At 70.0% G+C, this 22326-nt stretch carries 18 protein-coding genes; 6 read left to right on the forward strand and 12 right to left on the reverse strand.

Translation table 11 applies throughout. The annotated features are described in order from the left end of the window. The 5 genes from G4D85_RS25670 to G4D85_RS25690 form a co-directional block, all read right to left on the reverse strand. Positions 1–2121 (reverse strand): carbohydrate binding family 9 domain-containing protein, encoded by a 2121-nt coding sequence (locus G4D85_RS25670; RefSeq protein WP_164016564.1) that lies wholly within the window; start codon positions 2119–2121, stop codon positions 1–3. After that, on the reverse strand, positions 2118–3416 hold the full coding sequence (locus tag G4D85_RS25675) for an MFS transporter (protein ID WP_164016566.1): 1299 nt from the start codon (positions 3414–3416) through the stop codon (positions 2118–2120). Before G4D85_RS25675 ends, G4D85_RS25670 begins: the two co-directional genes overlap by 4 nt. Further along, positions 3413–4048: a hypothetical protein gene (locus G4D85_RS25680; protein ID WP_164016568.1), complete on the reverse strand. Its 636-nt coding sequence runs from the start codon at positions 4046–4048 to the stop codon at positions 3413–3415. The genes G4D85_RS25675 and G4D85_RS25680 overlap by 4 nt, the downstream gene beginning before the upstream one ends. Positions 4049–5692: 1644 nt before the next feature. Beyond that, a complete protein-coding gene (locus G4D85_RS50825) occupies positions 5693–5941 on the reverse strand; it encodes a PqqD family protein (RefSeq protein WP_164016571.1) in 249 nt (82 codons plus the stop codon). A gap of 295 nt (positions 5942–6236) precedes the next feature. Continuing rightward, a complete protein-coding gene (locus G4D85_RS25690) occupies positions 6237–7130 on the reverse strand; it encodes a 1,4-dihydroxy-2-naphthoyl-CoA synthase (protein ID WP_164016572.1) in 894 nt (297 codons plus the stop codon). Between the two features lie 160 nt (positions 7131–7290). Here G4D85_RS25690 and G4D85_RS25695 point away from each other — a divergent pair, with 160 nt between their 5' ends. The 4 genes from G4D85_RS25695 (at position 7291) to G4D85_RS25710 (ending at position 12447) form a co-directional block, all read left to right on the forward strand. Further along, the gene (locus tag G4D85_RS25695; protein ID WP_205525700.1) at positions 7291–7662 is read left to right on the forward strand and encodes a hypothetical protein; all 372 of its coding nucleotides are present in this window, start codon (positions 7291–7293) and stop codon (positions 7660–7662) included. A gap of 237 nt (positions 7663–7899) precedes the next feature. After that, complete coding sequence (eutB, locus tag G4D85_RS25700) at positions 7900–10248, forward strand: ethanolamine ammonia-lyase subunit EutB (RefSeq protein WP_164016576.1); 2349 nt, start codon at positions 7900–7902, stop codon at positions 10246–10248. A gap of 84 nt (positions 10249–10332) precedes the next feature. After that, complete coding sequence (gene nth / locus G4D85_RS25705; RefSeq protein WP_164016578.1) at positions 10333–10965, forward strand: endonuclease III; 633 nt, start codon at positions 10333–10335, stop codon at positions 10963–10965. A 153-nt stretch (positions 10966–11118) separates the two neighbouring features. Beyond that, a complete protein-coding gene (locus G4D85_RS25710) occupies positions 11119–12447 on the forward strand; it encodes a DUF418 domain-containing protein (RefSeq protein ID WP_164016580.1) in 1329 nt (442 codons plus the stop codon). 63 nt (positions 12448–12510) lie between these two features. Here G4D85_RS25710 and G4D85_RS25715 read toward each other — a convergent pair whose 3' ends face one another. Then, positions 12511–13560 (reverse strand): hypothetical protein, encoded by a 1050-nt coding sequence (locus G4D85_RS25715; RefSeq protein ID WP_164016581.1) that lies wholly within the window; start codon positions 13558–13560, stop codon positions 12511–12513. 316 nt (positions 13561–13876) lie between these two features. Here G4D85_RS25715 and xdhC point away from each other — a divergent pair, with 316 nt between their 5' ends. Together xdhC and xdhB are read left to right on the forward strand one after the other, a co-directional pair. Continuing rightward, on the forward strand, positions 13877–14737 hold the full coding sequence (gene xdhC / locus G4D85_RS25725; RefSeq protein WP_164016583.1) for a xanthine dehydrogenase accessory protein XdhC: 861 nt from the start codon (positions 13877–13879) through the stop codon (positions 14735–14737). Then, on the forward strand, positions 14734–18552 hold the full coding sequence (gene xdhB, locus G4D85_RS25730; RefSeq protein ID WP_164016585.1) for a xanthine dehydrogenase molybdopterin binding subunit: 3819 nt from the start codon (positions 14734–14736) through the stop codon (positions 18550–18552). Before xdhC ends, xdhB begins: the two co-directional genes overlap by 4 nt. A 69-nt stretch (positions 18553–18621) precedes the next feature. Here the strand turns inward: xdhB and G4D85_RS25735 are convergent, their stop codons facing one another. The 6 genes from G4D85_RS25735 to G4D85_RS25760 all read right to left on the reverse strand — a co-directional run bounded on the left by G4D85_RS25735 (position 18622) and on the right by G4D85_RS25760 (position 22285). Next, positions 18622–19008, reverse strand: coding sequence for a DoxX family protein (locus G4D85_RS25735; protein WP_164016587.1), 387 nt, complete (start codon positions 19006–19008; stop codon positions 18622–18624). 17 nt (positions 19009–19025) lie between these two features. After that, positions 19026–19496, reverse strand: coding sequence for an SRPBCC family protein (locus G4D85_RS25740; protein ID WP_164016589.1), 471 nt, complete (start codon positions 19494–19496; stop codon positions 19026–19028). Further along, positions 19493–19795 (reverse strand): ArsR/SmtB family transcription factor, encoded by a 303-nt coding sequence (locus tag G4D85_RS25745; protein ID WP_240359493.1) that lies wholly within the window; start codon positions 19793–19795, stop codon positions 19493–19495. The genes G4D85_RS25740 and G4D85_RS25745 overlap by 4 nt, the downstream gene beginning before the upstream one ends. Before the next feature lie 162 nt (positions 19796–19957). Next, on the reverse strand, positions 19958–20401 hold the full coding sequence (locus G4D85_RS25750) for a hypothetical protein (protein ID WP_164016593.1): 444 nt from the start codon (positions 20399–20401) through the stop codon (positions 19958–19960). Positions 20402–20477: 76 nt separating this feature from the next. Then, entirely contained in the window at positions 20478–21464 is a 987-nt protein-coding gene (locus G4D85_RS25755) for an alpha/beta fold hydrolase (RefSeq protein ID WP_164016595.1), read from the reverse strand. Beyond that, a complete protein-coding gene (locus G4D85_RS25760) occupies positions 21461–22285 on the reverse strand; it encodes a serine aminopeptidase domain-containing protein (protein ID WP_164016597.1) in 825 nt (274 codons plus the stop codon). The genes G4D85_RS25755 and G4D85_RS25760 overlap by 4 nt, the downstream gene beginning before the upstream one ends. Positions 22286–22326 lie beyond the last annotated feature (41 nt).

Raw genomic sequence — 22326 nt, forward strand, 5'->3', positions numbered from 1 at the left:
TCAATACGTGAAGGAGATCTTCGAGAGGATACGGCGCTCCTGCGAGCCGTTGAAGGGCTGGTCCGAGTAGACCAGGAAGAGGTCGCTCCACGGCCGGTAGTGCCAGCCGAAGACGGCGTCCAGCAGCGTGCCCTTCACGTTGCTGTAGTCGGCCAGCTCGGAGACGGCGCCCTGCTGGAAGGTGATGCGGGTGTAGAGGTTCGGGTTGAACTGGTAGCGCAGCTGCGCGTAGCCGCTGTACGAGTGGCCCGTACCGGACGTGCCATACAGCTCGCTGTGCGTCGGCACGTCCTCGCTCTCCGTGTAGAAGGCGCTCAGCCTGGCCTGGAGCCGGTTGCCCAGCTTGTAGTTGAGGGCGGCGTTGATGCCGCGCGTCGGCCCCCCCAGGAAGCGGCCGGTGAAGGCCGTCAGCGTCAGGCTCTGCCAGTCGTTGGGGAAGAGGATGAAGCCACCCGTGGCCACCCGGTCCTTGAAGCCCTCGTTGTTGTCGTAGACGTAGTCCGCGTAGAGGGCGAAGTTGTGGTGCAGGTAGGGCGTCACGTTGACGCGCTGGCGCAGGCGGGTGCGCACCTTCTCGTGGTTGCGCCGCCAGAGGGTGTCCCAGGTGAGGTTCACCTGCGGCAGGAAGCGCAGCCCGGGGAACGGCGTCAGGTACAGGTGCGTGTTCCAGCCCTGCTTGTCGAGCACCGGCGTGTAGCCCAGGGGGTTGGCGTACCGCTCGCCGATGTCCTCCAGGTGGACCCAGAACTCGGAGTTGGTGTCGAAGCGGTGGATGGCCAGCTTGTACGCCTCGGAGTTCTTCGAGCCCGCCGCGTCGCTCCAGCTCTTGAGCGCCTGGGCCTGGATGAAGACCTCTTCCCAGATGTGGATGTTGGCGTCGAGGCCGGCGGTGCGGAACCAGCCGTACTTGTCGCCGTAGCGGCTGACGCCGATGAGGTTGATGGCGGAGCGCTTGCCGATGTCGTGCTGCAGGCGAAGGACGCCGGAGTTGAGGTTCTCCTTGATGGTGGTGCCGTCCCCCGGGTCGTCCTCGTGCTGCACGTCGAGGAGGGCGAAGCCCAGGCCGCCGACCTTACCGGTCAGCTGCCCGCCGCCCCAGATGCGGTCATGCGGCTTCATGGCGATGCGGCGGGAGGTGAAGATCTTGATGGGCGCCAGGAAGAGGTGCTCGGACTCCACGAAGAAGGGACGGCGCTCGGGAAGCAGCGGCTCATCGGTGTCCAGCAGCAGCCGGTCCTGGTCCGCCTCCACGTCTGAGAAGTCCGGGTTGACGGTCAGCTTCAGGGCCGCCCAGGGGGTCGGGTCGATGCGGGCGTCAAGGCCCGCGTTGGGCCGGAGCATCTTCCGACTCTCGGTGGTCTTCAGCGCGAAGTCGGTGGCGACGTACGGGGTGACGCTCCAGCTGCGGCGCCCCTGGATGTTCTTGAGGCCCTCCAGGTGCGGGAAGCGGCTCACCTTGGCGCTGTTGACGCCGTCCGGCGTCCAGTTGCTCCACTCCTGGGTGCGGGCCTGCTCGCGGTCCAGCATCAGGCCGAACGTCACCTCCTCGCCCTCCGGGAACTGGAAGTTGGCGAAGGGGATGCGCATCTCGGAGTACCACCCGGTGTCGGTGACGGAGCCCATGGTCTCCCACTCACCCACCCAGGACGTGGTGAAGGCCTCGCCGTCCGCGACGATGCGGCCGTCGGTGCGCACGCCCAGCGGATTGGTCCAGAAGTAGTAGGCGTTCCGGTGGTCCTTGAACGTGTCCAGCATCACCGTGACGTTGTCCTCCTGGTGGAGGAAGGAGTCGTTCTGGACGCTGTAGGCCGTGATCTTCGACGGGTCCTTGTCGAGGCAGTGGAAGAGCACGTACAGGTTGTGCTTGTCGTAGAGGATGCGGACCTTGGTGTCGTCAGGCGCCGGCTTGCCGTAGTTGATGCGCGTGAGGTACCAGCCAGAGACCTCCGTCGCCGTCTGCCACACGGCCTCATCCGGCTTGCCATCGATGGTGATGGGCTCGGCGGTGAAGGTGGCCTTGTAGTTGTAGTGCTGCTTGTCGGGGGGTGAATCGGCAAAGGCCAGAGCGGGCAGACACGCGACGAACAGCGCGGCGCCCCAGGCACAGGTAGACGGTTTCATCCGGGCTCCTGGGATGGGGTGAGGACGGGGGTGTGGGCGACAGGTGCCGGTGCGCTGCGCTCCGGAGCCCAGGCCATGGCGACCAGGGACAGGAGCAGCGCACCGGAGGACAGCAGGAAGGCACTGGAGAGCCCGGCATGCCGGGCGACGAAGCCATAGCTGAGGGGCGCGAGGACCTGGGCAAGCGCCGCGCACGAGCCGAGCGCGCCGAGGAAGCGGCCACGCTCCGAAGTCGGAGCCACCTCCACCACCACCGCCTGGGCGGCGGGCCGGTGGAGGCCGTCCGGCACGGCGAGCAGCGCCCAGGCCACCACCATGACGATGAGGCCGTACGGCGCGGGCAGCCAGCCGGCCAGCCCGAGCACGGCGCTCATGAGCACCATGCCCGCCAGGCCCGCGAGGATGAGGCCGCTGCGCCGGGGCAGCCCGTCCGACAGGCGCCCGCCAAAGGGCTGCGCGAAGGCGTAGACGAGCCAGGAGACGGCGACCAGCGGCCCCACCAGCTCGGCGGGCGCGCCCAGTTGCATCGCGTAGAGCGGGATGTAGATGGGGAAGAGGTTCAGGGCGAAGGCGAAGAAGAACTGCCAGACGAAGAGGCCGGCCATGCGCGGCGTATCGCGCACGTAGTCGAGCGGGGCGCGCAGCGACTCCAGCGCCAGCCGCAGGTGGCTGCCCTTCGGCTCCGCCTTCGGTGCCTCGCGCCTGGGCTCCTCCAGCTTCAGGAGCAGCAGGCTGCTGACGAGGAAGAGCGCGCCGGCGAGGAAGAAGGTGTGCTGCGTGCCCAGCCAGCGGATGACGGCGGCGGAGGCCGCCAGCGCCGCGACGAAGGTGAGGCTGCTGGTGGCGTCCAGGAGGGAGAAGATGGTGGCGCGCTTCTTCGACGGCGCGAAGTCCGCCACCAGCGCGCCATTCACCGGCTGCGCGGTGCGCGCCAGCAGCAGCTTGAGCGACAGCGCCGCGGCCAGCGGCAGCGGGTGCGAGAAGAGCGCCATCAGCGGCACCAGCAGCGACGTGGCCAGCGACAGGCTCACCACGAAGGCCTTGCGGCTGTAGCGGTCCGACAGCGCCCCCATCACCGGCTGCAGGAAGATGGGCACCAGCGAGCCGGCCGTGTACACCAGCCCGATGCCCTGCAGATCCAACCCGCGCGACTGGAGGTACAGCGGCATCACCGGGTTGAGCAGCCCTCCGGCCACCGTGCCCACCAGGCCGGACACGAGCAGCACCCGCAGGTTGCCCAGCCCCTGCGTCAGCTCGTACATCTCGCGCACCGCGCGAACGCCCCGGGCAATCATGCCGCCACCCCGCCCGGAATCGCCGCGCCCGCCGCGGCAGCGGCCTGACGCAGCGGCAGCGCGCCCAGCACGGACTCGGCACCCTCGGTGAGGGTGGCGACGGGGCGCACGTCGAGGGAGGCGAGGGGCGCGGCGTCCCACTGGCTGCCGGCGGGCACCCACACCGGCACGCGCCCGGCGGCCGCGTGGACCTGGCGCACGTAGCCGTCCGCGACGGCCAGCTTGCCCTGGAGCTTCTCGAGCGGCGCGGACACCAGCGCCTCGCCCGCGTCCAGCGCCACGCCCGTGGCCAGGAAGGGGGCGGGCAGCTCGCGCCCGGCCAGCAGCGCCACCCACGCGACGAACAGCGGCAGGGACGCGCTGCGCCCGTCCAGCAGCACGCGCCGGCCTCGCACGGAGACGAACAGGTCCGTCTCGTCCCAGGGCAGCGCGTAGCGCCCGCGGCCCACGGCCGCCAGGTGGCGCAGGTGCTGCTGCCAGGCCGGCGCGTAGCCGGTGTCACGGGACAGGTCCACCCAGAGGCGGCCTTCGCCCGGGCGTACCGCCACGTCGACGGACACGGCCCGGAACAGCGGCGCGCCATGCAGGTCGGCCTGGGTGAGCAGCAGGAGTGGCGTGGACGAGGAGCTCAAGGGAAGGGAGCAGCGAGGTGAAGAGGGAGGAAAACACGGGCGGGACTCGGCCCCCGAAGGAGCCGCTTCCCGCCCGCGAGCTTCAACTACTCGGCGACGCGAACCTGCGCGGCGACCATGGTGCCACCGCAGGAGCACTTGTCGGACGAAGCGGAAACGCGAACGATCTGGGCCTTGACGTACATGGTGAACCTCTTTCGGGGTGCTGGGTTGAGCCCATCCACGGTCCGGCGAGCCGGCCCCCGGACGGGGTGCTGCGCAACGGCGAGGGCGGAAGGAAGACCTCCCGCCCCTGCCGGTGTGGACTACTCCGCGATGCGGACCTGCGCGGTCATGGTGCCGCCGCAGGAGCACTTGTCGGACGAAGCGGCAACGCGGACGATCTGGGCCTTGACGTACATGGTGAACCTCTTTCGGGGTGTTGGGGTTGAGCCCAACCGCGGCCCGGCGAACCGGACCGCGGGCGGGGTGCTGCACAACGGTGCGGGTGGAGAGAGAGACCCTCACCACCCGCGCCGAGGAGGACTACTCCGCGATGGTCAGGTTCGCGGACATGGTGCCGCCGCAGGAGCACTTGTCGGACGAAGCGGCAACGCGGACGATCTGGGCCTTGACGTACATGTGTGGACCTCTTTCGGTGCTGCGGGTTGTGGGCGTGAGCCCGGATGAACTACGGAACACAACGGCTACTGGATGACCGCCGCGTCGGCGAGGGTCATGGTGCCGCCGCAGGAGCACTTGTCGGACGAAGCGGCGACGCGAACGATCTGGGCCTTGACGTACATGGGGATCTCTTTTCGGTGATGTGAGTGGTTGGGGGGCGTGAGCCCGGACTACTGGATGACTTCGGCGTTGTTCAGGGTCATGGTGCCGCCGCAGGAGCACTTGTCGGACGACGCGGCGACGCGAACGATCTGGGCCTTGACGTACATGGTGGACCTCTTTCGGTGTTGGGGTTGAACCCGGCCTCGTTCCGGCGAACCGGCTCGCAGCCGAGGCGCTACGAGCGACACGGGCCTGAAGAAGACTGATTGCCCGCGCCGCCACTACTACCCGAGCCCCCTGACACGCGTTCTGGGACACCGCGGGTCGCGCGCTCATGAGCAGGCACGACGATAGATACACGCGTTGCAGCCACGTCCATCGTGGTCCTCTTGGGGGTGTGGGTTTGAAGAGCGCCGCAAACGAGAAGGGCGGGGAGGTTTTCCTCCCCGCCCTTCCTTACTTCCCAACTACTGGATGACCTCGCGCACCGTCATCGTGCCACCACAGGAACACTTGTCGGAGGAAGCGGCAACGCGGACGATCTCAGCCTTGACGTACATGATGTACCTCTCAGGTGTTGGGGTGTTGGGAGCTTCGAACTACTCCGCGACGGTGAGGACCGTCATGGTCCCGCCGCAGGAGCACTTGTCGGAGGAAGCGGCGACGCGAACGATCTGGGCCTTGACGTACATGGTGAACCTCTTTCGGTGGTGGGTTGGCCTGTGCTGTGAAACAATGCGTTCCGTGTCACAGGCGTTGTGTGTGTTTTTAAGAAAATGAAACACACACATCTGGTGGCTCTTCGGGCAAAGCGAGGCCATGGCCTGACTTGCCAGGGAAGAACCCAATGAGTTGTGCTTGCAGGATGAGAAGGCGTTCTCAGGAAACGCCGGACGGCTCGCAGAGTCCGAGTTCCAGGAACTGAGCTACAGTACTCTGGACGTCTTCAACGATTTCCTGGCGGGGAGCCGTTGCGCCCAGTCCGCTGGAGAGTGCCTGCACCGCGTCCTCGAGCGTGCTGCCAGTGCGGCACAGCTCGAAGATACGGGCGGCGGTCTCGTTTACTCGGAAGACCTCTCCACCTTCGGTGTCCAGGAGGAAGAACGCGTCCTGCTGCTGCTGGACCATGACACCGGCCACTGCTCGTGGAAGGACCAAGATGCGCTCTCCTGGTGACCGCGGTTTTCCCGGACTGCCGTATGAATCCGCTCAGACCGTTACAAACCGCGCTTCTCTATTTCCGTGTTTCTAAATCCTTCCACTCCTGTAGTCAATACCTCGCAGCCCTGAGGTGAAAAAAGACCCCCAACTCCGTGAAATCACAGGCTGAAACAGGAACACGAAAAACAGTGACGCGTCGCATGCACGCGGCGGGTCGAAGCGCGGCGGCGTTTCATGCCGCGCTCCGCCGCGAAAAAAGCGCTCAGTACGTCCAGGGGAAGCGCTTGAAGTCGCGCTTGCGCTTCTGGACGAAGGCGTCGCGTCCCTCCTGGGCTTCGTCGGTGCCGTAGGCCAGGCGCGTGGCCTCGCCGGCGAAGAGCTGCTGCCCCACCATGCCGTCGTCGGGGAGGTTGAAGGCGTACTTCAGCATCTTGATGGCGGTGGGGCTCTTCGTGTTGATCTCCGCGGCCCAGTCGAGCGCGAAGTCCTCCAGTTGGGCGTGCGGCACCACGGCGTTGACCATGCCCATCTGGAAGGCCTCCTGGGCGGAGTAGTTGGCACCGACGAAGAAGATTTCTCGCGCGCGCTTCTGCCCCACCTGACGCGCCAGCAGCGCGGAGCCGTAGCCGCCGTCGAAGCTGGCCACGTCCGCGTCGGTCTGCTTGAAGACGGCGTGCTCCTTGCTGGCGAGCGTCAAGTCACAGACCACGTGCAGGCTGTGCCCGCCGCCCACGGCCCAGCCCGGCACCACGGCGACGACGGCCTTGGGCAGGAAGCGAATCTGCCGCTGCACCTCCAGGATGTGGAGTCGGCCCAGACGCGCCGGGTCGGATTCCCCCTCCTCGCCTTCATACTGGTAGCCGTCCTTGCCGCGGATGCGCTGGTCCCCACCCGAGCAGAAGGCCCAGCCGCCGTCCTTGGGTGAAGGCCCGTTGCCGGTGAGGAGCACGCAGCCCACGTCCGTCATGAAGCGCGTGGCCTCCAGGGCGCGGGACAGCTCGTCCACGGTGCGGGGGCGGAAGGCGTTGCGCACCTCGGGCCGGTTGAAGGCGATGCGGACGGTGCCCTGGTCCACCGCGCGGTGGAAGGTGATGTCCTTGAACCTGAAGCCGTCGACGGGCTTCCAGCGGGCCGGGTTGAAGATGGCCGAAACCATGGATTCTCACTCGCGAAAAAGGGGTTGAACGGGCGCGGACGCTAGGCCCGGGGGCAGCGTCCGTCCAGGGAAGCGCGTGCTGCGCACGCACCGCGGCATGGCCATGCTTCGGGGTGGCGAGGTGTGTCGCCGCGCCGGGGGGTGGCAGCGGATGAAGCGGATGGCCAGGGGGGTTGTCGCCGGACTCATGCTGGGGGCCCAGGCGCTGGCACAGGGCTCGGCACCCCCTCCGGTGCAGCCGCCAGCCCCGGAGACCGAGAGCGTCCAGGGCCGCGAGCAGGTGCTCTCCGGCCGGGTGCTCGGGGCGTCCACGGGTATCCTCTATATAGAGAGCGAGCTGGGGCCGGCCGTCCCCCTGCGCGTGACGCACGCGACGCGCCTCCAGGGCCGGCGCATTCCCAGGGAGCAGGGAATCGAGGCGTACCTGCGCCAGGCGCTCCCACCCGGCAAGACGGTGCGCGTCACGTTCGACGTGCGCACCCACGACGACGGAACGCCGGAGAACGTCGTCAGGACCCTGGACGTGCCGTAGCCGCGCGCTCCGTCGCGCCCGCCCGGAATCCGACACACGCCCCCGCCGCGAAGTACGAGCCGTCTGTCCTGCGCTCGCGGCCAGGCTCCGCCCACGGGGCCTGTGCGCGTCGGCCAGGTTCCATTGCCTCGCGAGCCGCCTTGGCCTCGCTCGCCCGGGCCACCGAGAGTGGCCGGATGACGCGCGGGGGAAGGGAGGCCGGCGCCTCCCGGAGCGCGCCACAAGCGAGGACGGACCATGGCTGTGGAACCCCGGTTCCTGTTGCACCGGCGCACCGTGCTGGCCGCGATGGTGGGCAGCGCGGCGGCAACCCTCCTGGGCTGCGGAAAGGACTCCGTGTCCCGCCCTCCTCCGGGGCCACCGGCGGAGGGCGTGCACATCCCCGACGTCCGTCCCGGCGAGGACGTGTTCGGCTATGTCCAGCGGCTCAAGGGGGGCTTCGACGAGACGCTCTACAAACAGGTGCTCGGCGCGGCCAACGCGTTCAAGGAGGGCGACGCGCTGGTGGGCGTGGCCGCCTCGGACGACGCCTCCCGGGTGAATGCCCGCCAGCTGCTGGAGAACACGCGCCTGGTGGACCTGGGCGCCCACCCGCTGCACCAGGACGGGCTCCACGCGCTGCTGGTGGAGACGGAGGACCGTGTCGCGGCATCCTCCACCGCGGACTGGACGCTGGGCCGGCTGAAGCAGTCCCTGCTGGAAGACGACGAGGCCGCCATCCATCTGCTGATGCCGGGCCTGGGCAGCGACGTCATCGCCTGCGTCGTCAAGCTGATGAGCGACGAGGAGCTCATCGCCGTGGGGCGCAAGGTGTTCAACCCGCTGCCGGGCAGCAACCTCGGCGCGCGCGGCTACCTGGGCGCGCGCGTCCAGCCCAACTCCCCCACCGACAACGTGGACGACATCCGCTGGCAGGTGTTCGACGGCTGGGCGTACGCGGTGGGCGACGTGGTGCTCGGCTGCAACCCGGTGTCGTCCACGCCGGAGTCGGTGGGCGCCATCGAGTCCGCGCTGCACGAGCTGCTCGTGACGTTCGGCCTGGAGGACGTGCTGCCCCACTGCGTGCTGTCCCATATCGACGTGCAGGCGGAGGTGGAGCGCCAGCGGCCGGGCACCACAGGCATCTGGTTCCAGAGCATCGCCGGCAGCGACACCGCCAACGCCACCTTCGACATCTCCGTGGAGAAGATGCTCGGCTACGCGGACACGCGCTCGGGGAAGTACGGGCTCTACTTCGAGACGGGCCAGGGCGCGGACTTCACCAACGGCCACGGCCATGGCTACGACATGGTCATCCACGAGTCGCGCAAGTACGGCTTCGCCCGCGCGCTGACGCAGCGGGTGGCCAAGGCGCAGGAGGGCGCGGGCCGCGCCGCCGCCCCGTGGGTCCACCTCAACGACGTGGCGGGCTTCATCGGCCCGGAGGTGTTCCGCACCCGGGAGCAGCTCGTGCGCTGCTGCCTGGAGGACATCGTCATGGGCAAGCTGCACGGGCTCACCATCGGCCTGGACGTCTGCTCCACGCTCCACATGGACGTGTCGCTGGATGACCTGGACTGGTGCCTGGAGCGCATCATGCCCGCCAATCCGGCGTACCTCATGGGCCTGCCCACCAAGAACGACCCGATGCTGGGCTACCTCACCACGGGTTTCCAGGACCACGTCCGGCTGCGCGAGCGCTTCGGCTACAAGGTGGAGGACAGGATGTGGTCCTTCTTCCAGCGCCTGGGCGTCATCGACGCGGCGGGCCGGCCCACCGAGCACTTCGGTGACCCCGTCTGGGTGTACCTCCAGTACCTGCGCGCGAAGGGAGACACGCGCCCGGAGGCAGACGTCCGCGCGGAGGCCGCGCAGCAGCTCGCCAGCATCCGCTCACGCGGGGTGCCCATCGCCGTGGGCCACGGCGCCAATCCGTGGGACTTGGAGCCGGCGCTGGAGGCGGAGATGCGCCGCGTCTACGCGGACGCCAAGACGAGCCTGTGGACGGAGCTGTCCGAGCCCTTCATCGCCGCCGTGCCCGGTGGCGTGCGGCTGGTGACGAAGTCGAAGGACCGCAGTGAGTACATCCTCCATCCCGAGACGGGTGAGCAGCTGGACCCCGCGTCGCTGGACGCGCTCCGCTCGCTGCGGGTGCGCCATGCGGGCCGGTACGACGTGCAGGTGCTCGTGTCGGACGGGCTCAACGCACTGGCCATCATGGATGACGGGCAGCTCCGCCCCTACCTGGACGCGCTGCGCGCCGAGCTGACGAGCGCCGGCTACACGCCCGCGCCGGAGCACCTGGTGCTCACCTCGGGCCGCGTGCGTGCCGGCTACCGCGTGGGCGAGGCGCTCTTCGGCGGGCTGGGAGACGCGGCCCGGCACCGCGCCCTCATCCACGTCATCGGCGAGCGCCCCGGCACCGGCCACCACACCTTCTCCGCCTACATCACCGCGCCCGCGGTGGAGGTCTGGTCCCAGGCCGGCCGCGTGGACCACAACATCACCCGGGTGGTGTCCGGCGTCGCGCTCACCGCGTATGCGCCCAGGCTGGCCGCGCCGGAGACGGTGCGGCTCCTCAAGCAGCTCGCGCCAGTGGGGGGATAGGGCTCCGGGACGGCTTCGCGAGGCCCATTGCGCGGATGACGAGCGTCAGACGCTCCAGGTAGGTTGCATGGCACGCACGCCACCATGCAACCCGCCCAGAAAATCCCCGTCCTCCTCGAGCGCCTCCGCGAAGCCCACCCGGAGGCGCGCTACGAGCTCAACTGGTCCACGCCATTCGAGCTGCTCGTCGCCACCATCCTCGCGGCACAGTGCACGGACGAGCGCGTCAACCGTGTCACCGCCACCCTCTTCCCCAAGTACCCCGGCCCGCGTGCCCTCGCGGACGCGGACACCGCCGCGCTGGAGGAGGACCTCAAGCCCACCGGCTTCTACAAGCAGAAGACGAAGTCCGTGCAGGCCATGAGCCGCGCGCTGCTGGAGGACTTCGGAGGTGAGGTGCCGCGCACCGTGGACGCACTGGTGACGCTGCCCGGCGTGGCGCGGAAGACGGCCAATGTCGTCCTCAACACCGCCTTCGACCTGCCCTCGGGCATCATCGTCGACACCCACGTGGCGCGCGTCAGCCAGCGCCTGGGGCTGACGAAGCACGACAAGCCCGACGTCATTGAAGAAGACCTGATGAAGCTGGTGCCCCAGGAGCAGTGGACCTTCTTCGGGCCCGCCACCGTGCTCCATGGCCGGTACACGTGCACGGCGAAGAAGCCCAAGTGCGAGGAGTGCATCTTCAAGGACCTCTGCCCGCGCATCGGGGTGTGAGCCCTGCCGCCGCGCTGTCCGTTCGTGGGACTCGCGCGCGAAAACCGTCCGGCCCTGGGACGCGCGCGAGCCGCGTGTGCCCTGGAGTCGGAGATGCGCGGCGGCGCGGAATACGGGCGGCCGTGCTGGGGTTCGGCCGCCTCTTGAAGGGACATGACCCCTGCCCCTTCCGACGTCACGGCGCCCATCGCCGAGGCCCGTCCAGTCGACTCCGGTGAGCGACTGGCGCTGCTCGACACGCTGCGTGGTTTCGCGCTCTGCGGCGTGTTCGTCTCCAACGTCTACATGTGGTTCAGCGGCAGGGCCTTCATCCCCCGCGCCCAGATGGAGGCGTTGATGACCAACGCCTCGCGCCTGGACACCCTCACCACGCAGGCCTTCATGCTGCTGGTGTTCGGGAAGTTCATCACCATCTTCTCCTTCCTCTTCGGCCTCGGCTTCGCCGTGCAGCTGGGCCGGGCCGAGGAGCGCGGCGCCTCCATTGCCCCGCTCTACTCGCGGCGGCTGGGGGTGATGCTGATGATGGGGCTCACCCACCTGTCCCTGCTCTGGTACGGGGACATCCTCAGCACGTACGCCGTGCTGGGCTTCGGGCTGCTGCTGTTCCGGCGGCGCTCGGACCGGACGCTGCTCATCGCCGCGGCGCTGCTCATCTTCGTGTGGCCCATCCTCGGCACCGTCATCCTGCGGCTGCCGCAGCTGCTCGCCGACACGCCCGAGGCCGCCGCCGCCATCGGGAAGGCCGCGGGAGAGCGCTCCGCGGCCATCAAGGCGCAGGCGCTGGCGGCCTTCTCCGGAGGGAGCTGGCTGGACGTGGTGAAGGGGGGCGGCAACTTCTACGTGCGCGACTTCCTGCCGATGATTCTCGCCACCATGCTCGCCACCTTTGGCCGGTTCCTCCTCGGCCTGTGGGCGGGGCGCCGCCGGGTGTTCCACGATGCGCCCCAGCACCTGCGCCTCTTCCGCCGGCTGCTCGGGTGGGGGCTGCTAGCCGGGGTGATTGGCAGCGGCGCCGGGCTGGTGATGCAGCAGCTCATGCTCCGGAAGATTCTCACCCCGGAGACGCTGCCGACGTGGATGCCCTTCGCCATGGCCCCGCTGCGGCACCTGGGCGAGCTGGGCTTCGCGGCCGTCTACGTGTCGGGCATCACCCTGCTCTTCCAGCGCGCCACCTGGCAGAAGCTGCTGGGCGTGCTCGCGCCGGTGGGCCGCATGGCGCTGACGAACTACCTGTCGCAGACCGTCCTCAGCGTCCTCTTCTTCTACGGGTACGGCCTGGGGAACATCACGAAGGTGGGGCCGGCGGCGTGCTTCGCGCTCTGCCTGGCCGTCTTCTGCGTCCAGGGGGTGTTCAGCCACCTGTGGCTGTCGCGCTTCCGCTTCGGCCCCGCGGAGTGGGTGTGGCGCTCGCTCACCTACGGAAAGGCCCAGCCGATGCGCCGGAGCGACGCGGCCGGCCACAGTGCCACGGTGCCGGCGTAGCAGAGGGGGCATGCCGTCCCCACGCGGAGCCTGCACCGCGTGGGGCGGGCCGCTGCCTCGCGGCTACTGTCCGTCCGTCTCGTTCTCGGGCGAGTCCATCTCCACTCCGTCCTCGTGGTCGTCGTCGCTGTGCTCGGCGTTGAGCGTGGGCTCGTCCCCCTCCGCCTCCCTGGGGGCGTGGATGGTGGCGGGCTTGCTGAACTCCACCACGTTGCTCAGGGCCGCCCGGGCACTGCTGGCGCACCCGTAGTTGGACACGTACGCCTTCAGGTGGGTGGCGGCGTCCCAGTGCACCTCGTCATCCAGGGACAGGTCGGAGGTAACGGTCGTCGAGGCCCCCGGCGACAGGCTGAAGTAGGTGGAGCTGGCCTCGTCGAGGTCACCGGCGCTGTCCGCGCCGTCATAGAGCCGGACACACAGGCTCGCGCTCGCCCGGGCGGAGTGGTTGTTCGTCACGGAGAAGGTAATCGCGACGGAGCCCGAGGGGTCCTCCTGGCTCAGCCGTGCGTCCTTGATATCGAAGATGGCGACGCCGTCCTCGAGAGTCGCCGTCGGCCGGGCCGCGGGAGCGTCCTTCGGAGCCGGACGGCCCGTCAGGTCCAGGTGGCTCACATGACTGATGACGGAGCTCGCCGTGGGGCCGAGGCAGTTCGACGCGGCGTAGAGGCGGACCGTGCTGGCGTCCACCCACGTCTTCTCCAGGGTGGGCCACTTGTCCTCGAACCCATCCGACTCTCCCCCTCTCAGGCTGATGGGACCCAGGGTGACGTCCGTGAGCAGGTAGCCGTCCTTGTCATGGACCGCCAGACAGCTGAAGCCCCGCGCGCGCCTGGCGCCCTGGTTCGCCAAGGTGTACTTGATCATCGCCTCGGTGCCGGCCTTGGTGAGCTTCACGTCCTTGAAGAGAAACGGCGTGGGCGTGTCCGCCAGCACCGCCGCACCCGCGGCGTTCCCGGCCGGCGCCGGCTCGGCGGCCGCCGTGGCCTGTCCGGCATCCCGGGGGCTCGACTCCGCCACGGGCGCGGGCTCCTGCTTCTTGCAGGCCCCCAGTGACAGGGAACACACCAGCGCGATGGCCCAGGCCGGGCGCGCGCGAGAAATCGGTCTGCGCATGAGGACTCCCCCCTCGTGAGACTTCGCTCATAGCGCGAGTGCCACACGCACACCAATGCCCTCGCCCGGCCTCCAGGGCACCCGCCAGTCGCCCGACGGTCATCCGCGCGGCGCGGCCGGCTTCGAGCCGGGCCTACCCGGGCGGCGGCGCCAAAGTGCGCTACCGCACCGGGCTCAAGGGCCACCTGGTGGCCGAGTTCAAGGAGCTGCTGGCCCGCCGGCTGCCCTTCTGCCGGGTGAGATACGCCTTCTGACCCGCACTCGGCGTCCGGAACGTGACTGCCGGGGCCCGGGCTGTGGCAGACTCGGTCGGAAGATGTGGGATTGGGTCCGCCAACTGGCGGAGTGGTCACGTGAGGATGCGCCCTTCGCCGTTGCCACGGTGACGGCCTGCCAGGGCAGCACGCCCGCCGAGCCCGGCGCGAAGCTGCTCGTGCGCGCGAACGGCGTGTTCCACGGCACCGTGGGCGGTGGCCACCTGGAGCAGCTGGTGCTCGCCGACGCGCGGACCTGCCTGGAGAAGGGCGAGCCGCGCTCGTACCGCTACCCGCTGGGCGCGAAGCTGGGCCAGTGCTGCGGAGGAGTCGTGGACGTCTTCGTCGAGCCCGTCAACCACGGTCCCCGCCTCTATCTCTTCGGCGCCGGCCACGTGGGCCAGGCGCTGTGCCGCACGCTGGAGGGCACGCCCTTCCAGGTCCACCTCGTGGACGAGCGGCCCGAGTGGCTCCAGGGCGAGCGCATCCCCGCGTCCGTGGTGCGCCATGACGAGCCGTGGGACGCCTTCGCCGCCAGGGCTCCGTGGGACGCGCGCCGCACGTACGTCGCGGTGATGACGCACCGGCACGACCTGGACCAGGACATCATCGCCTTCGCCGTGGAGCGGCCGGCGCGCTACCTGGGCCTCATCGGCAGCCGTACGAAGTGGGCCCGCTTCCGCCAGCGCCTGGAGGCCCGGGGCGTGCCCACGAAGAACATCGACCGGGTGCACTGCCCCATGGGCGTGGAGATTGGCGGCAAGTCGCCGCAGGAGGTCGCGGTGAGCATCGCCGCCGGCCTCCTCCAGGTGCACCACGGGTTGAGTGTCGACATCCGCTCCGGAGCGTCAGCGTCGGAGCCCCCCCGTCTGCACGGGGAATCAGAGCCGCCCCGCGTGCGCGGCGTATCATCTGGAGAATGAGCGTCATGTTCGAGTTCCTGCTCAACGGCACGCCCGTCCGTGTCGACGACGTGTCCCCCAACACCACCCTGCTGGACTTCCTGCGCGCGCGCGGAGCCACGGGGACGAAGCAGGGCTGCGCCGAGGGAGACTGCGGCGCGTGCACCGTGGCCATGGTGGACCGCGACGCCCAGGGCAACCGCTGCCTGCGCGCCTTCAACTCCTGCATCGCCCTGGTCCCCATGGTCGCCGGCCGGGAGGTCGTCACGGTGGAGGGCGTGGGCCGCCCCGAGCAGCCCCACCCCGTGCAGCAGGCCATGGTGAAGCACTACGGCTCGCAGTGTGGCTTCTGCACACCGGGCTTCATCGTCTCCATGGCCGAGGCGTACTCGCGCAAGGACGTCTGTACGCCGGAGGCCGTGGCGGACCAGCTCTGCGGCAACCTCTGCCGCTGCACCGGCTACCGCCCCATCCGCGACGCGATGATGGAGGCGCTCGCCACGCGTGACGCCAGCGCCGCACTCGAGCCGCTCCCGGGCCTGCCCCTCGGAGGCCCCGCCGCACCGCTCCCCTCGCTGCGGTACGAGGCGGGCGGGCAGACGTTCCTCCGCCCCACTTCGTGGGAGGAGCTGCTCGCGCTGCGGGCCGCGCACCCCGAGGCGCACCTCGTCGCCGGTGCCACCGAGCTGGGCGTGGACATCACGAAGAAGGCCCGGCGCTACCCGTTCCTCATCTCCACCGAGGGCGTGGAGTCCCTGCGCGCCATCCGCCGCGAGGCGGACGGGTGGTACGTGGGCGGCGCCGCGTCCCTCGTGGACCTGGAGGACGCGCTCGGCGCCGACTTCCCCGAGGTGGCGAAGATGCTGAACGTCTTCGCCTCCCGGCAGATTCGCCAGCGCGCCACGCTGGCCGGCAACCTGGTGACGGCGTCGCCCATTGGAGACATGGCGCCCGTGCTGCTCGCCCTGGACGCGTCGCTCGCCCTCGCGTCCGTGAAGGGCGAGCGCACCGTGCCCCTGTCCGACTTCTTCCTCGCGTACCGGAAGACGGCGCTGCAGCCGGATGAAGTGGTGCGCCACATCGTCATCCCCCACGCCGCTGTCCCGGCGGGCGGGCGGCGGCTGTCCGACTCCTTCAAGGTGTCCAAGCGGCGCGAGCTGGACATCAGCATCGTCGCCGCGGGCTTCCGCGTGGAGCTGGACGCGGAGGGCGTGGTGCGGCTGGCACGACTGGCCTACGGCGGCGTGGCGGCCACGCCCGTGCGCGCGCGCCGCTCGGAGGGCCTGCTCACCGGGCAGCCGTGGACCCGTGAGACGCTGGCGCGGGTGCTGCCCGTGCTGTCGGAGGAAATCACCCCCATCAGTGACTTGCGCGGCAGCGCGGAGTACCGGCGCGGGCTGGTGGTGACGCTGCTCGAGAAGTTCTTCTCCGGCGAGCGCAGCCCCTCGCTGGACGCGGCGCCGCGCTTCACGCTCGGCGAGCCGGGGGCTCCGGCGGACGCCGGGCGCGAGCTGCGGCACGAGAGCGCGCTGGGCCACGTGACGGGCGGCGCGCGGTACGTGGACGACCTGGCGCAGCGACAGCCCATGCTGGAGGTGTGGCCGGTGTGCGCGCCGCATGCTCACGCGCGCATCCTCCGCAGGGACCCCATCGCCGCGCGGAAGATGCCCGGCGTGGTGGCGGTGCTGATGGCCGAGGACATCCCCGGCACCAATGACACCGGCCCCATCCGCCATGACGAGCCGCTGCTCGCAGACCGGGAGGTGCTCTTCCACGGGCAGGTGGTGGCGCTGGTGGTGGGCGAGTCCGTCGACGCCTGCCGCGCCGCCGCTCGCGCCGTGGTGGTGGAGTACGAGCCGCTGCCCGCCGTCCTCACCGTCGAGGACGCCATCGCCCAGGGCAGCTACCACACCGAGCCCCACGTCATCCGCCGGGGCGACGTGGACGCGGCGATGGCGGGCAGCCCCCACCGACTCTCCGGCACGCTCTCCATCGGCGGCCAGGAGCACTTCTACCTGGAGACCCATGCCGCCTTCGCCGAGCGCGGCGACGACGGCGACATCACCGTGACGTCCTCCACCCAGCACCCGTCGGAGGTGCAGGCGGTGGTGTCCCACGTGCTGCATCTGCCGCGCAGCCGCGTGGTGGTGAAGGCCCCGCGCATGGGCGGCGGCTTCGGTGGCAAGGAGACGCAGGGCAACGCGCCCGCCGCCCTGGTGGCCCTGGCCTCGTGGCACACGGGCCGCCCGGTGCGGTGGATGCTCGACCGCGACGTGGACATGACGCTCACCGGGAAGCGCCACCCGTTCCACGCCACCTTCGAGGTCGGCTTCGACGCGCAGGGCCGGCTGCTCGCGCTGCGCACGCACCTGGTGTCCAACGGCGGCTGGTCGCTGGACCTGTCCGAGTCCATCCTCGACCGCGCCCTCTTCCACCTGGACAACGCCTACTACGTGCCGGCGCTGGCGTACTCGGGCCGCGTGGCGAAGACACACCTGGTGTCCAACACGGCGTTCCGTGGCTTCGGCGGGCCCCAGGGCATGCTGGTGTCCGAGGAGATTCTCGCCCGCGTGGCCCGCGCCGTCGGCCTGCCTCCGGAAGAGGTGCGCGAGCGCAACCTCTACGTCGGCTCGGGCGAGACGAACACCACGCACTACGGGCAGGAGCTGGAGGACGAGCGCATGCCCCACCTGTGGCGTGAGCTGAAGGAGTCCTCGGACTTCGCGCGGCGGCGCCAGGAGGTGGACGCCTTCAACGCGCAGTCCCCGCGCATCAAGCGGGGCCTGGCGCTCACGCCCATGAAGTTCGGCATCTCCTTCACCGCCACGTTCCTCAACCAGGCCGGCGCGCTGGTCCACGTGTACCGGGACGGCTCGGTCATGGTGTCCCATGGCGGCACGGAGATGGGCCAGGGCCTGCACACCAAGGTGCTGGGCGTGGCCATGCGCGAGCTGGGGGTGCCCGCCAGCGCCGTGCGGATGGCCAAGACGGCCACGGACAAGGTGCCCAACACGTCCGCCACCGCCGCGTCCAGTGGCTCGGACCTGAACGGGGCCGCCGTGCGCAATGCGTGCGTCACGCTGCGCGAGCGTCTGGCCCCCGTGGCGGCGCGGCTCCTCTCGGAGAAGCTCGGGCGCGGCGTGGCCCCCGAGGCGCTGGTGTTCCAGGACGGGCACGTGGGGCCCGAGGGCGAGCCGGACGTGTCCCTGCCCTTCGCGTCCGTGGTCGAGGCCGCGTACCTGGCGCGCGTGGGCCTGTCGGTGACGGGCTACTACCAGACGCCGGGCATCGGCTACGACAAGGCGCGCGGCCGGGGCCGGCCCTTCCTCTACTTCGCCTACGGCGCCGCCGTGTCCGAGGTGGAGGTGGATGGGTACACAGGCATGAAGCGCGTGCTGCGCGTGGACCTGCTGGAGGACGTGGGCGACTCGCTCAACCCCGGCGTGGACCGTGGGCAGATTGAGGGCGGCTTCGTGCAGGGGCTGGGGTGGCTCACCGGCGAGGACCTGCGCTGGGATGCCAATGGGCGGCTGCTCACGCACTCGGCCAGCACGTACGCGGTGCCGGCGTTCAGCGACGCACCGGTCGACTTCCGCGTGCGGCTGATGGAGAAGGCGCGCCAGCACAACACCATCCACGGCAGCAAGGCGGTGGGCGAGCCTCCGCTGATGCTCGCCCTGTCCGCGCGTGAGGCGCTGCGGGACGCGGTGGCCGCCTTCGGACAGGCCGGTGGTGAGGTGGAGCTGGCCTCGCCCGCCACGCACGAGGCGCTGTTCCTGGCCATCCAGAAGCGGCTCGCGCGTGGCGCCAGCGAGGACGGGCGCGAGGCGGCCTGAGGCCCCTCCGGGACCGGGCAGGCACCGTGCTGTTCGGAAATGTCGGGGGTTTTGCGCGGCTTGCCCCCGTCACGCGGCGACTGACACCACCGGATTGAGCACGTAGCGACCGTACGCCACGAAGGCGACCAGAACCCCCATCACGAGCGCCCAGGTCATCGGGTTCTCGGGCGTCATCTTCGTCGAATAACGCGCGTACAGCGCGACGAGCGCAAAAGTCTCGAGCGTGAGCACCGCGGCCGCGTGCGCGGTAAGACCGGGCATCCACTTCAACGCCGCCGGAACGATCAGCAGCACGCCACCAGCAACCTCGAGGAAGCCGAGCACCTGCCATCCCCTGTGGGGGACCTCGCTGAACTGGCTCGCGAGCTGCTGAAACGAGAACGCCTTGTACAACCCGCCTGAGAGGAACAGCAGCGCGAGGACGGCCTGAAGGACCCAGAAGACGATGTTCATATGTGGTGGCTCGGTAATCAGGCCTTGAGGGCCGGGTTGTCGCTGACAGGAGAAGGCAAAGCGGCGCCGCCCGACGCCTTCTCGAACGTCCTGGCGAGCTTTCCGTGCATCATCTTCCAGCCGTACTCGGCGCCGTGGAACGCTTGGTCCTCCTTGAAGCCGGAGTGCTCGAAGAGCACGCGCGTCCCATCGCCATCGGCTTCGAGGCGGTAGCTGACGCGCGTATCCAGCCAGCCCTCGCCAACCACCCACGTGAACTCGAGCTCGGACGGAGGAACGCACCGGAGCACCTCGCAGTGCACGACGAGTCCATCGAACCTGGCCCGAGGGTCCGGAGGCACGCGGAACGTGAAGCGATGCCCGACGCGCGGCTCGAAGTCGTTCGGGTACATCCAGTCGGCGAGCGCCTCGCGGGTCGCGAGCGCGCGCCACACTACGGCGGGCGACTGGGTGAACTTCAGCTCCCGTCGGATTGTCTTCGTCGTCATCGCTCGTTGCCCTTCTCGAGGTGCCGCCGCAGGCGAGTGAAGTTGTCGTCCCAGAACCGCTCGTAGTGAGCGAGCCAGTCGCGCACCGGCTCCAGTCGCTCCGGCACGAGGCGGTACCGCCGTTCCCTGCCGTGCCGTTGCTCGGCAACGAGGCCCGCCTCGAGCAGCACACGCAGGTGCTGAGACACCGCCGGGCGGCTCATCTCGAAGTTCTCGGCGATCGCATTCACCGGGCGGTCGCCGTCGACCAGCAGGTCGAGCATGCGGCGCCGCGCCGGATGGCTGATCGCTCCGAACACCCCGGGCTCCGTGTGCATCATCGCCCGCCAATAATGCGTAAGGAGATGCTTACCTGTCAAGCGGACGAAAGAAAGCGGTGCGGCGCAAGGGCTTGTTCGTTTGCAGTGCCTGCCGACGGCGCCACGGCGGCGCGCGTGCTCATCGTCCGGAGGCCGACCCGCTCAGTACTTCTGGCTGTGCTCGACCTTCACGCTCCCGTCATTGAACGGGAAGTTCTTGCCCAGGTCCTTCCGGGCGTCCTTGCTCGCGGAGGCCTCGTCGGTGCCGAAGCCGACGCCCATCGCGCGCCCGGTGCAGCCCGCCTTGCCCACTCCGGCGGACACCACCACCAGGTGCCGCCCCAGGCTCTTGCCCTTCTTGTCGTTGTCCTTGTGATTCAGGCGCTTCAGCGTCGGGTACTGCTCCCGGGCCTTCTGCTCCGCCGCCTTCGCCACCTTGCCGGCGTCTCCGGCCTCCACCACGTAGCCGAGCGCGCTCGCGCAGGCCCCCTCATGCGTCACGGCGACGATGGTGTGGATGGCGTCCTCGGCGTGGGCCACCGAGCCCAGCAACATCGAGGTGAACAGCACCGCGCGAAGGACGGGCTTCAGCGTGTACGTGGACATATGAGGACCCCCAGGAGTGGACCGCGGATGCTAACGCAGGTCCGCCCCCCGGAGTCCCTGGATGATGGCCCCGGCCTCAGCGCGCGCCGTGCAGCTCCGCCACCTGGGGCATGCCGGCCACGGGGGCAGCCCCCTCGACGAAGTGCTCTCCCGCCCAGCGGGACAGGTGGCCGATGCACGCGTCGATGGCCCCGCCCGTGGTGAAGATGTGGTTGGTGCCACGCAGCCGCAGCCGCTCCAGGGTGGCGACCTTCAGGTCAGCGAAGGCTGCCCGGTGGATGCGGTCGAAGAAGACGTCGCGCAGCTTGCCCTCGGCGGTGATGACCAACACCGGCACGCCCCGCTCCACCACGCGCTGCCACGCGCGCACCAGCGGCACGTTGGCCACCGCAGGCAGCGTCCCCCAGTCCATCAGCAGGTCCAGCAGGAACTGGCGCGGGAAGGGCACGTAGCGGAACAGCCGCGCGTACTCGTTCTCCCGCGTCAGCATCCGCATCCAGCCCCAGTACGAGAACAGCTTCGACGTCACGCGCCGCAGCGGCAGCCGCGAGCGCAAGGTGGCCTTCCCTGTCTCCTCCGGGGGCGCCTCTCCACCGGCGCCGGCCGCCTCCTGCTCGGACAGGTAGAACTCGGGCTCGAACATGAACACGCCCTCGATGCCCTCGGGCGCGCGGTCCGCCAGGTAGAGCGACGTCGTCGCCGCCCCGCACAGCCCGCCCAGCACCAGGCCCTTCAGCCCATGGCGCTTCAGCAGCTCCGCGTGGACGGCCTGCGCCACCTCCACGAAGCCGCCGCCGCAGACGAACTGGTACAGCTCCGCCGTCGTCTCCGGCAGCGGGCCGTCCGAGTCGCCCAGCCCCGGCAGGTCCACGCGGAAGCACGGGAAGCCCTGCGCCGCGAGCGCGTCCGCGGCCCGCGCCGACAGGCCACCATGCCCCGAGCGCGGCACGTGCCCCGGATTCAGGAAGAGGAAGCCCACCCGGCTCGGCTTCGCCGCCGTCGCGGGGTGGTACGTGCCCCACAGCGTGTGCCCCTTCACCTCCAGTTGGATCAGCTCTCTCATGAGCGTGCCCCCTCCCTCACGTCCGCCGCGCCAGCCGCGAAGGCCGCGCTGTCATCGAACAGCTCTCCCAGGTCCGGCAGCAGCCGGTTGCTCGTCGTCCAGAAGAAGGGGCGCGGCGTGCGCACCGAGCGGCTCCGGCCCGGCGCCAGGAAGCGCTCCGCCGGACGCCCATCCAGGTGCACCACCCGCCACGGCCGCGCGTCGTCCCGCACGGGCAGCGCCAGGTCGTACGCCTCGGCGCTCCGCCACAGGCCGCGGGACCACGCGAAGCCCTCCACCTCCATGAAGCCCCCCGCCTCCAGCTGCGCCACGTAGTCCTCGCGAGAGCGCACCACGCCCCCCGTTCCCTCCAGGTTGTCCGCCGCCACCTTGCGCCGCAGCACCTCCATCAGGTGCGCGCGGCCGGACTCGGGCGGATCCCACAGGAGCAGCCCGTCCGCGCGGTCCGTCTGGAAGACGCGCGCGGCCAGCAGCGCCCCCAGGCGCAGGCCATGGAGCACCACCGGCACGCCAGGGCGCTCGCGGCGCAGGTGCTCCAGCCCCGCGCGCACGTCCTCCTCCCAGCGCTGGAAGGTCATGTCCTCGAAGCGGCCCGTGCTCTCCCCGCAGCCCCGGTAGTCGAGGCGCAGCGCGTCCACGCCCTGGCTGGCCAGGTGCCGCGCCCACCGCGTCCAGACGACGTACGCGTGCGCACGCTCCAGCCCCAGGGGGCCCGCCAGCAGCACCGCGGCCCGGCAGCCTCCCGGCGCCCGGTGGTGGACGAAATAGAGAGAGTCCTCTCCCTGGGTCAGGAACCCGGGCGATTCGGTCAAGGCCTGCATGTGGTGGATGTTCCCCCGGTGACGCGCGTCGGGATGCTACG

Source organism: Pyxidicoccus trucidator, assembly GCF_010894435.1.
Classification (GTDB): Bacteria; Myxococcota; Myxococcia; order Myxococcales; family Myxococcaceae; genus Myxococcus; species Myxococcus trucidator.

Bases quoted from the DNA above. Each gene is read 5' to 3' on its own strand.
- G4D85_RS25740 (WP_164016589.1), bottom strand. From the start codon at position 19,496: ATGACGACGAAGACAATCCGACGGGAGCTGAAGTTCACCCAGTCGCCC.
- G4D85_RS25670 (WP_164016564.1), bottom strand. From the start codon at position 2,121: ATGAAACCGTCTACCTGTGCCTGGGGCGCCGCGCTGTTCGTCGCGTGT.
- G4D85_RS25755 (WP_164016595.1), bottom strand. From the start codon at position 21,464: ATGAGAGAGCTGATCCAACTGGAGGTGAAGGGGCACACGCTGTGGGGC.
- G4D85_RS25695 (WP_205525700.1), top strand. From the start codon at position 7,291: ATGGCCAGGGGGGTTGTCGCCGGACTCATGCTGGGGGCCCAGGCGCTG.
- G4D85_RS25750 (WP_164016593.1), bottom strand. From the start codon at position 20,401: ATGTCCACGTACACGCTGAAGCCCGTCCTTCGCGCGGTGCTGTTCACC.
- G4D85_RS25760 (WP_164016597.1), bottom strand. From the start codon at position 22,285: ATGCAGGCCTTGACCGAATCGCCCGGGTTCCTGACCCAGGGAGAGGAC.
- xdhC (WP_164016583.1), top strand. From the start codon at position 13,877: ATGTGGGATTGGGTCCGCCAACTGGCGGAGTGGTCACGTGAGGATGCG.
- G4D85_RS50825 (WP_164016571.1), bottom strand. From the start codon at position 5,941: ATGGTCCAGCAGCAGCAGGACGCGTTCTTCCTCCTGGACACCGAAGGT.
- xdhB (WP_164016585.1), top strand. From the start codon at position 14,734: ATGAGCGTCATGTTCGAGTTCCTGCTCAACGGCACGCCCGTCCGTGTC.
- nth (WP_164016578.1), top strand. From the start codon at position 10,333: ATGCAACCCGCCCAGAAAATCCCCGTCCTCCTCGAGCGCCTCCGCGAA.
- G4D85_RS25675 (WP_164016566.1), bottom strand. From the start codon at position 3,416: ATGATTGCCCGGGGCGTTCGCGCGGTGCGCGAGATGTACGAGCTGACG.
- G4D85_RS25715 (WP_164016581.1), bottom strand. From the start codon at position 13,560: ATGCGCAGACCGATTTCTCGCGCGCGCCCGGCCTGGGCCATCGCGCTG.
- G4D85_RS25735 (WP_164016587.1), bottom strand. From the start codon at position 19,008: ATGAACATCGTCTTCTGGGTCCTTCAGGCCGTCCTCGCGCTGCTGTTC.
- G4D85_RS25710 (WP_164016580.1), top strand. From the start codon at position 11,119: ATGACCCCTGCCCCTTCCGACGTCACGGCGCCCATCGCCGAGGCCCGT.
- eutB (WP_164016576.1), top strand. From the start codon at position 7,900: ATGGCTGTGGAACCCCGGTTCCTGTTGCACCGGCGCACCGTGCTGGCC.
- G4D85_RS25690 (WP_164016572.1), bottom strand. From the start codon at position 7,130: ATGGTTTCGGCCATCTTCAACCCGGCCCGCTGGAAGCCCGTCGACGGC.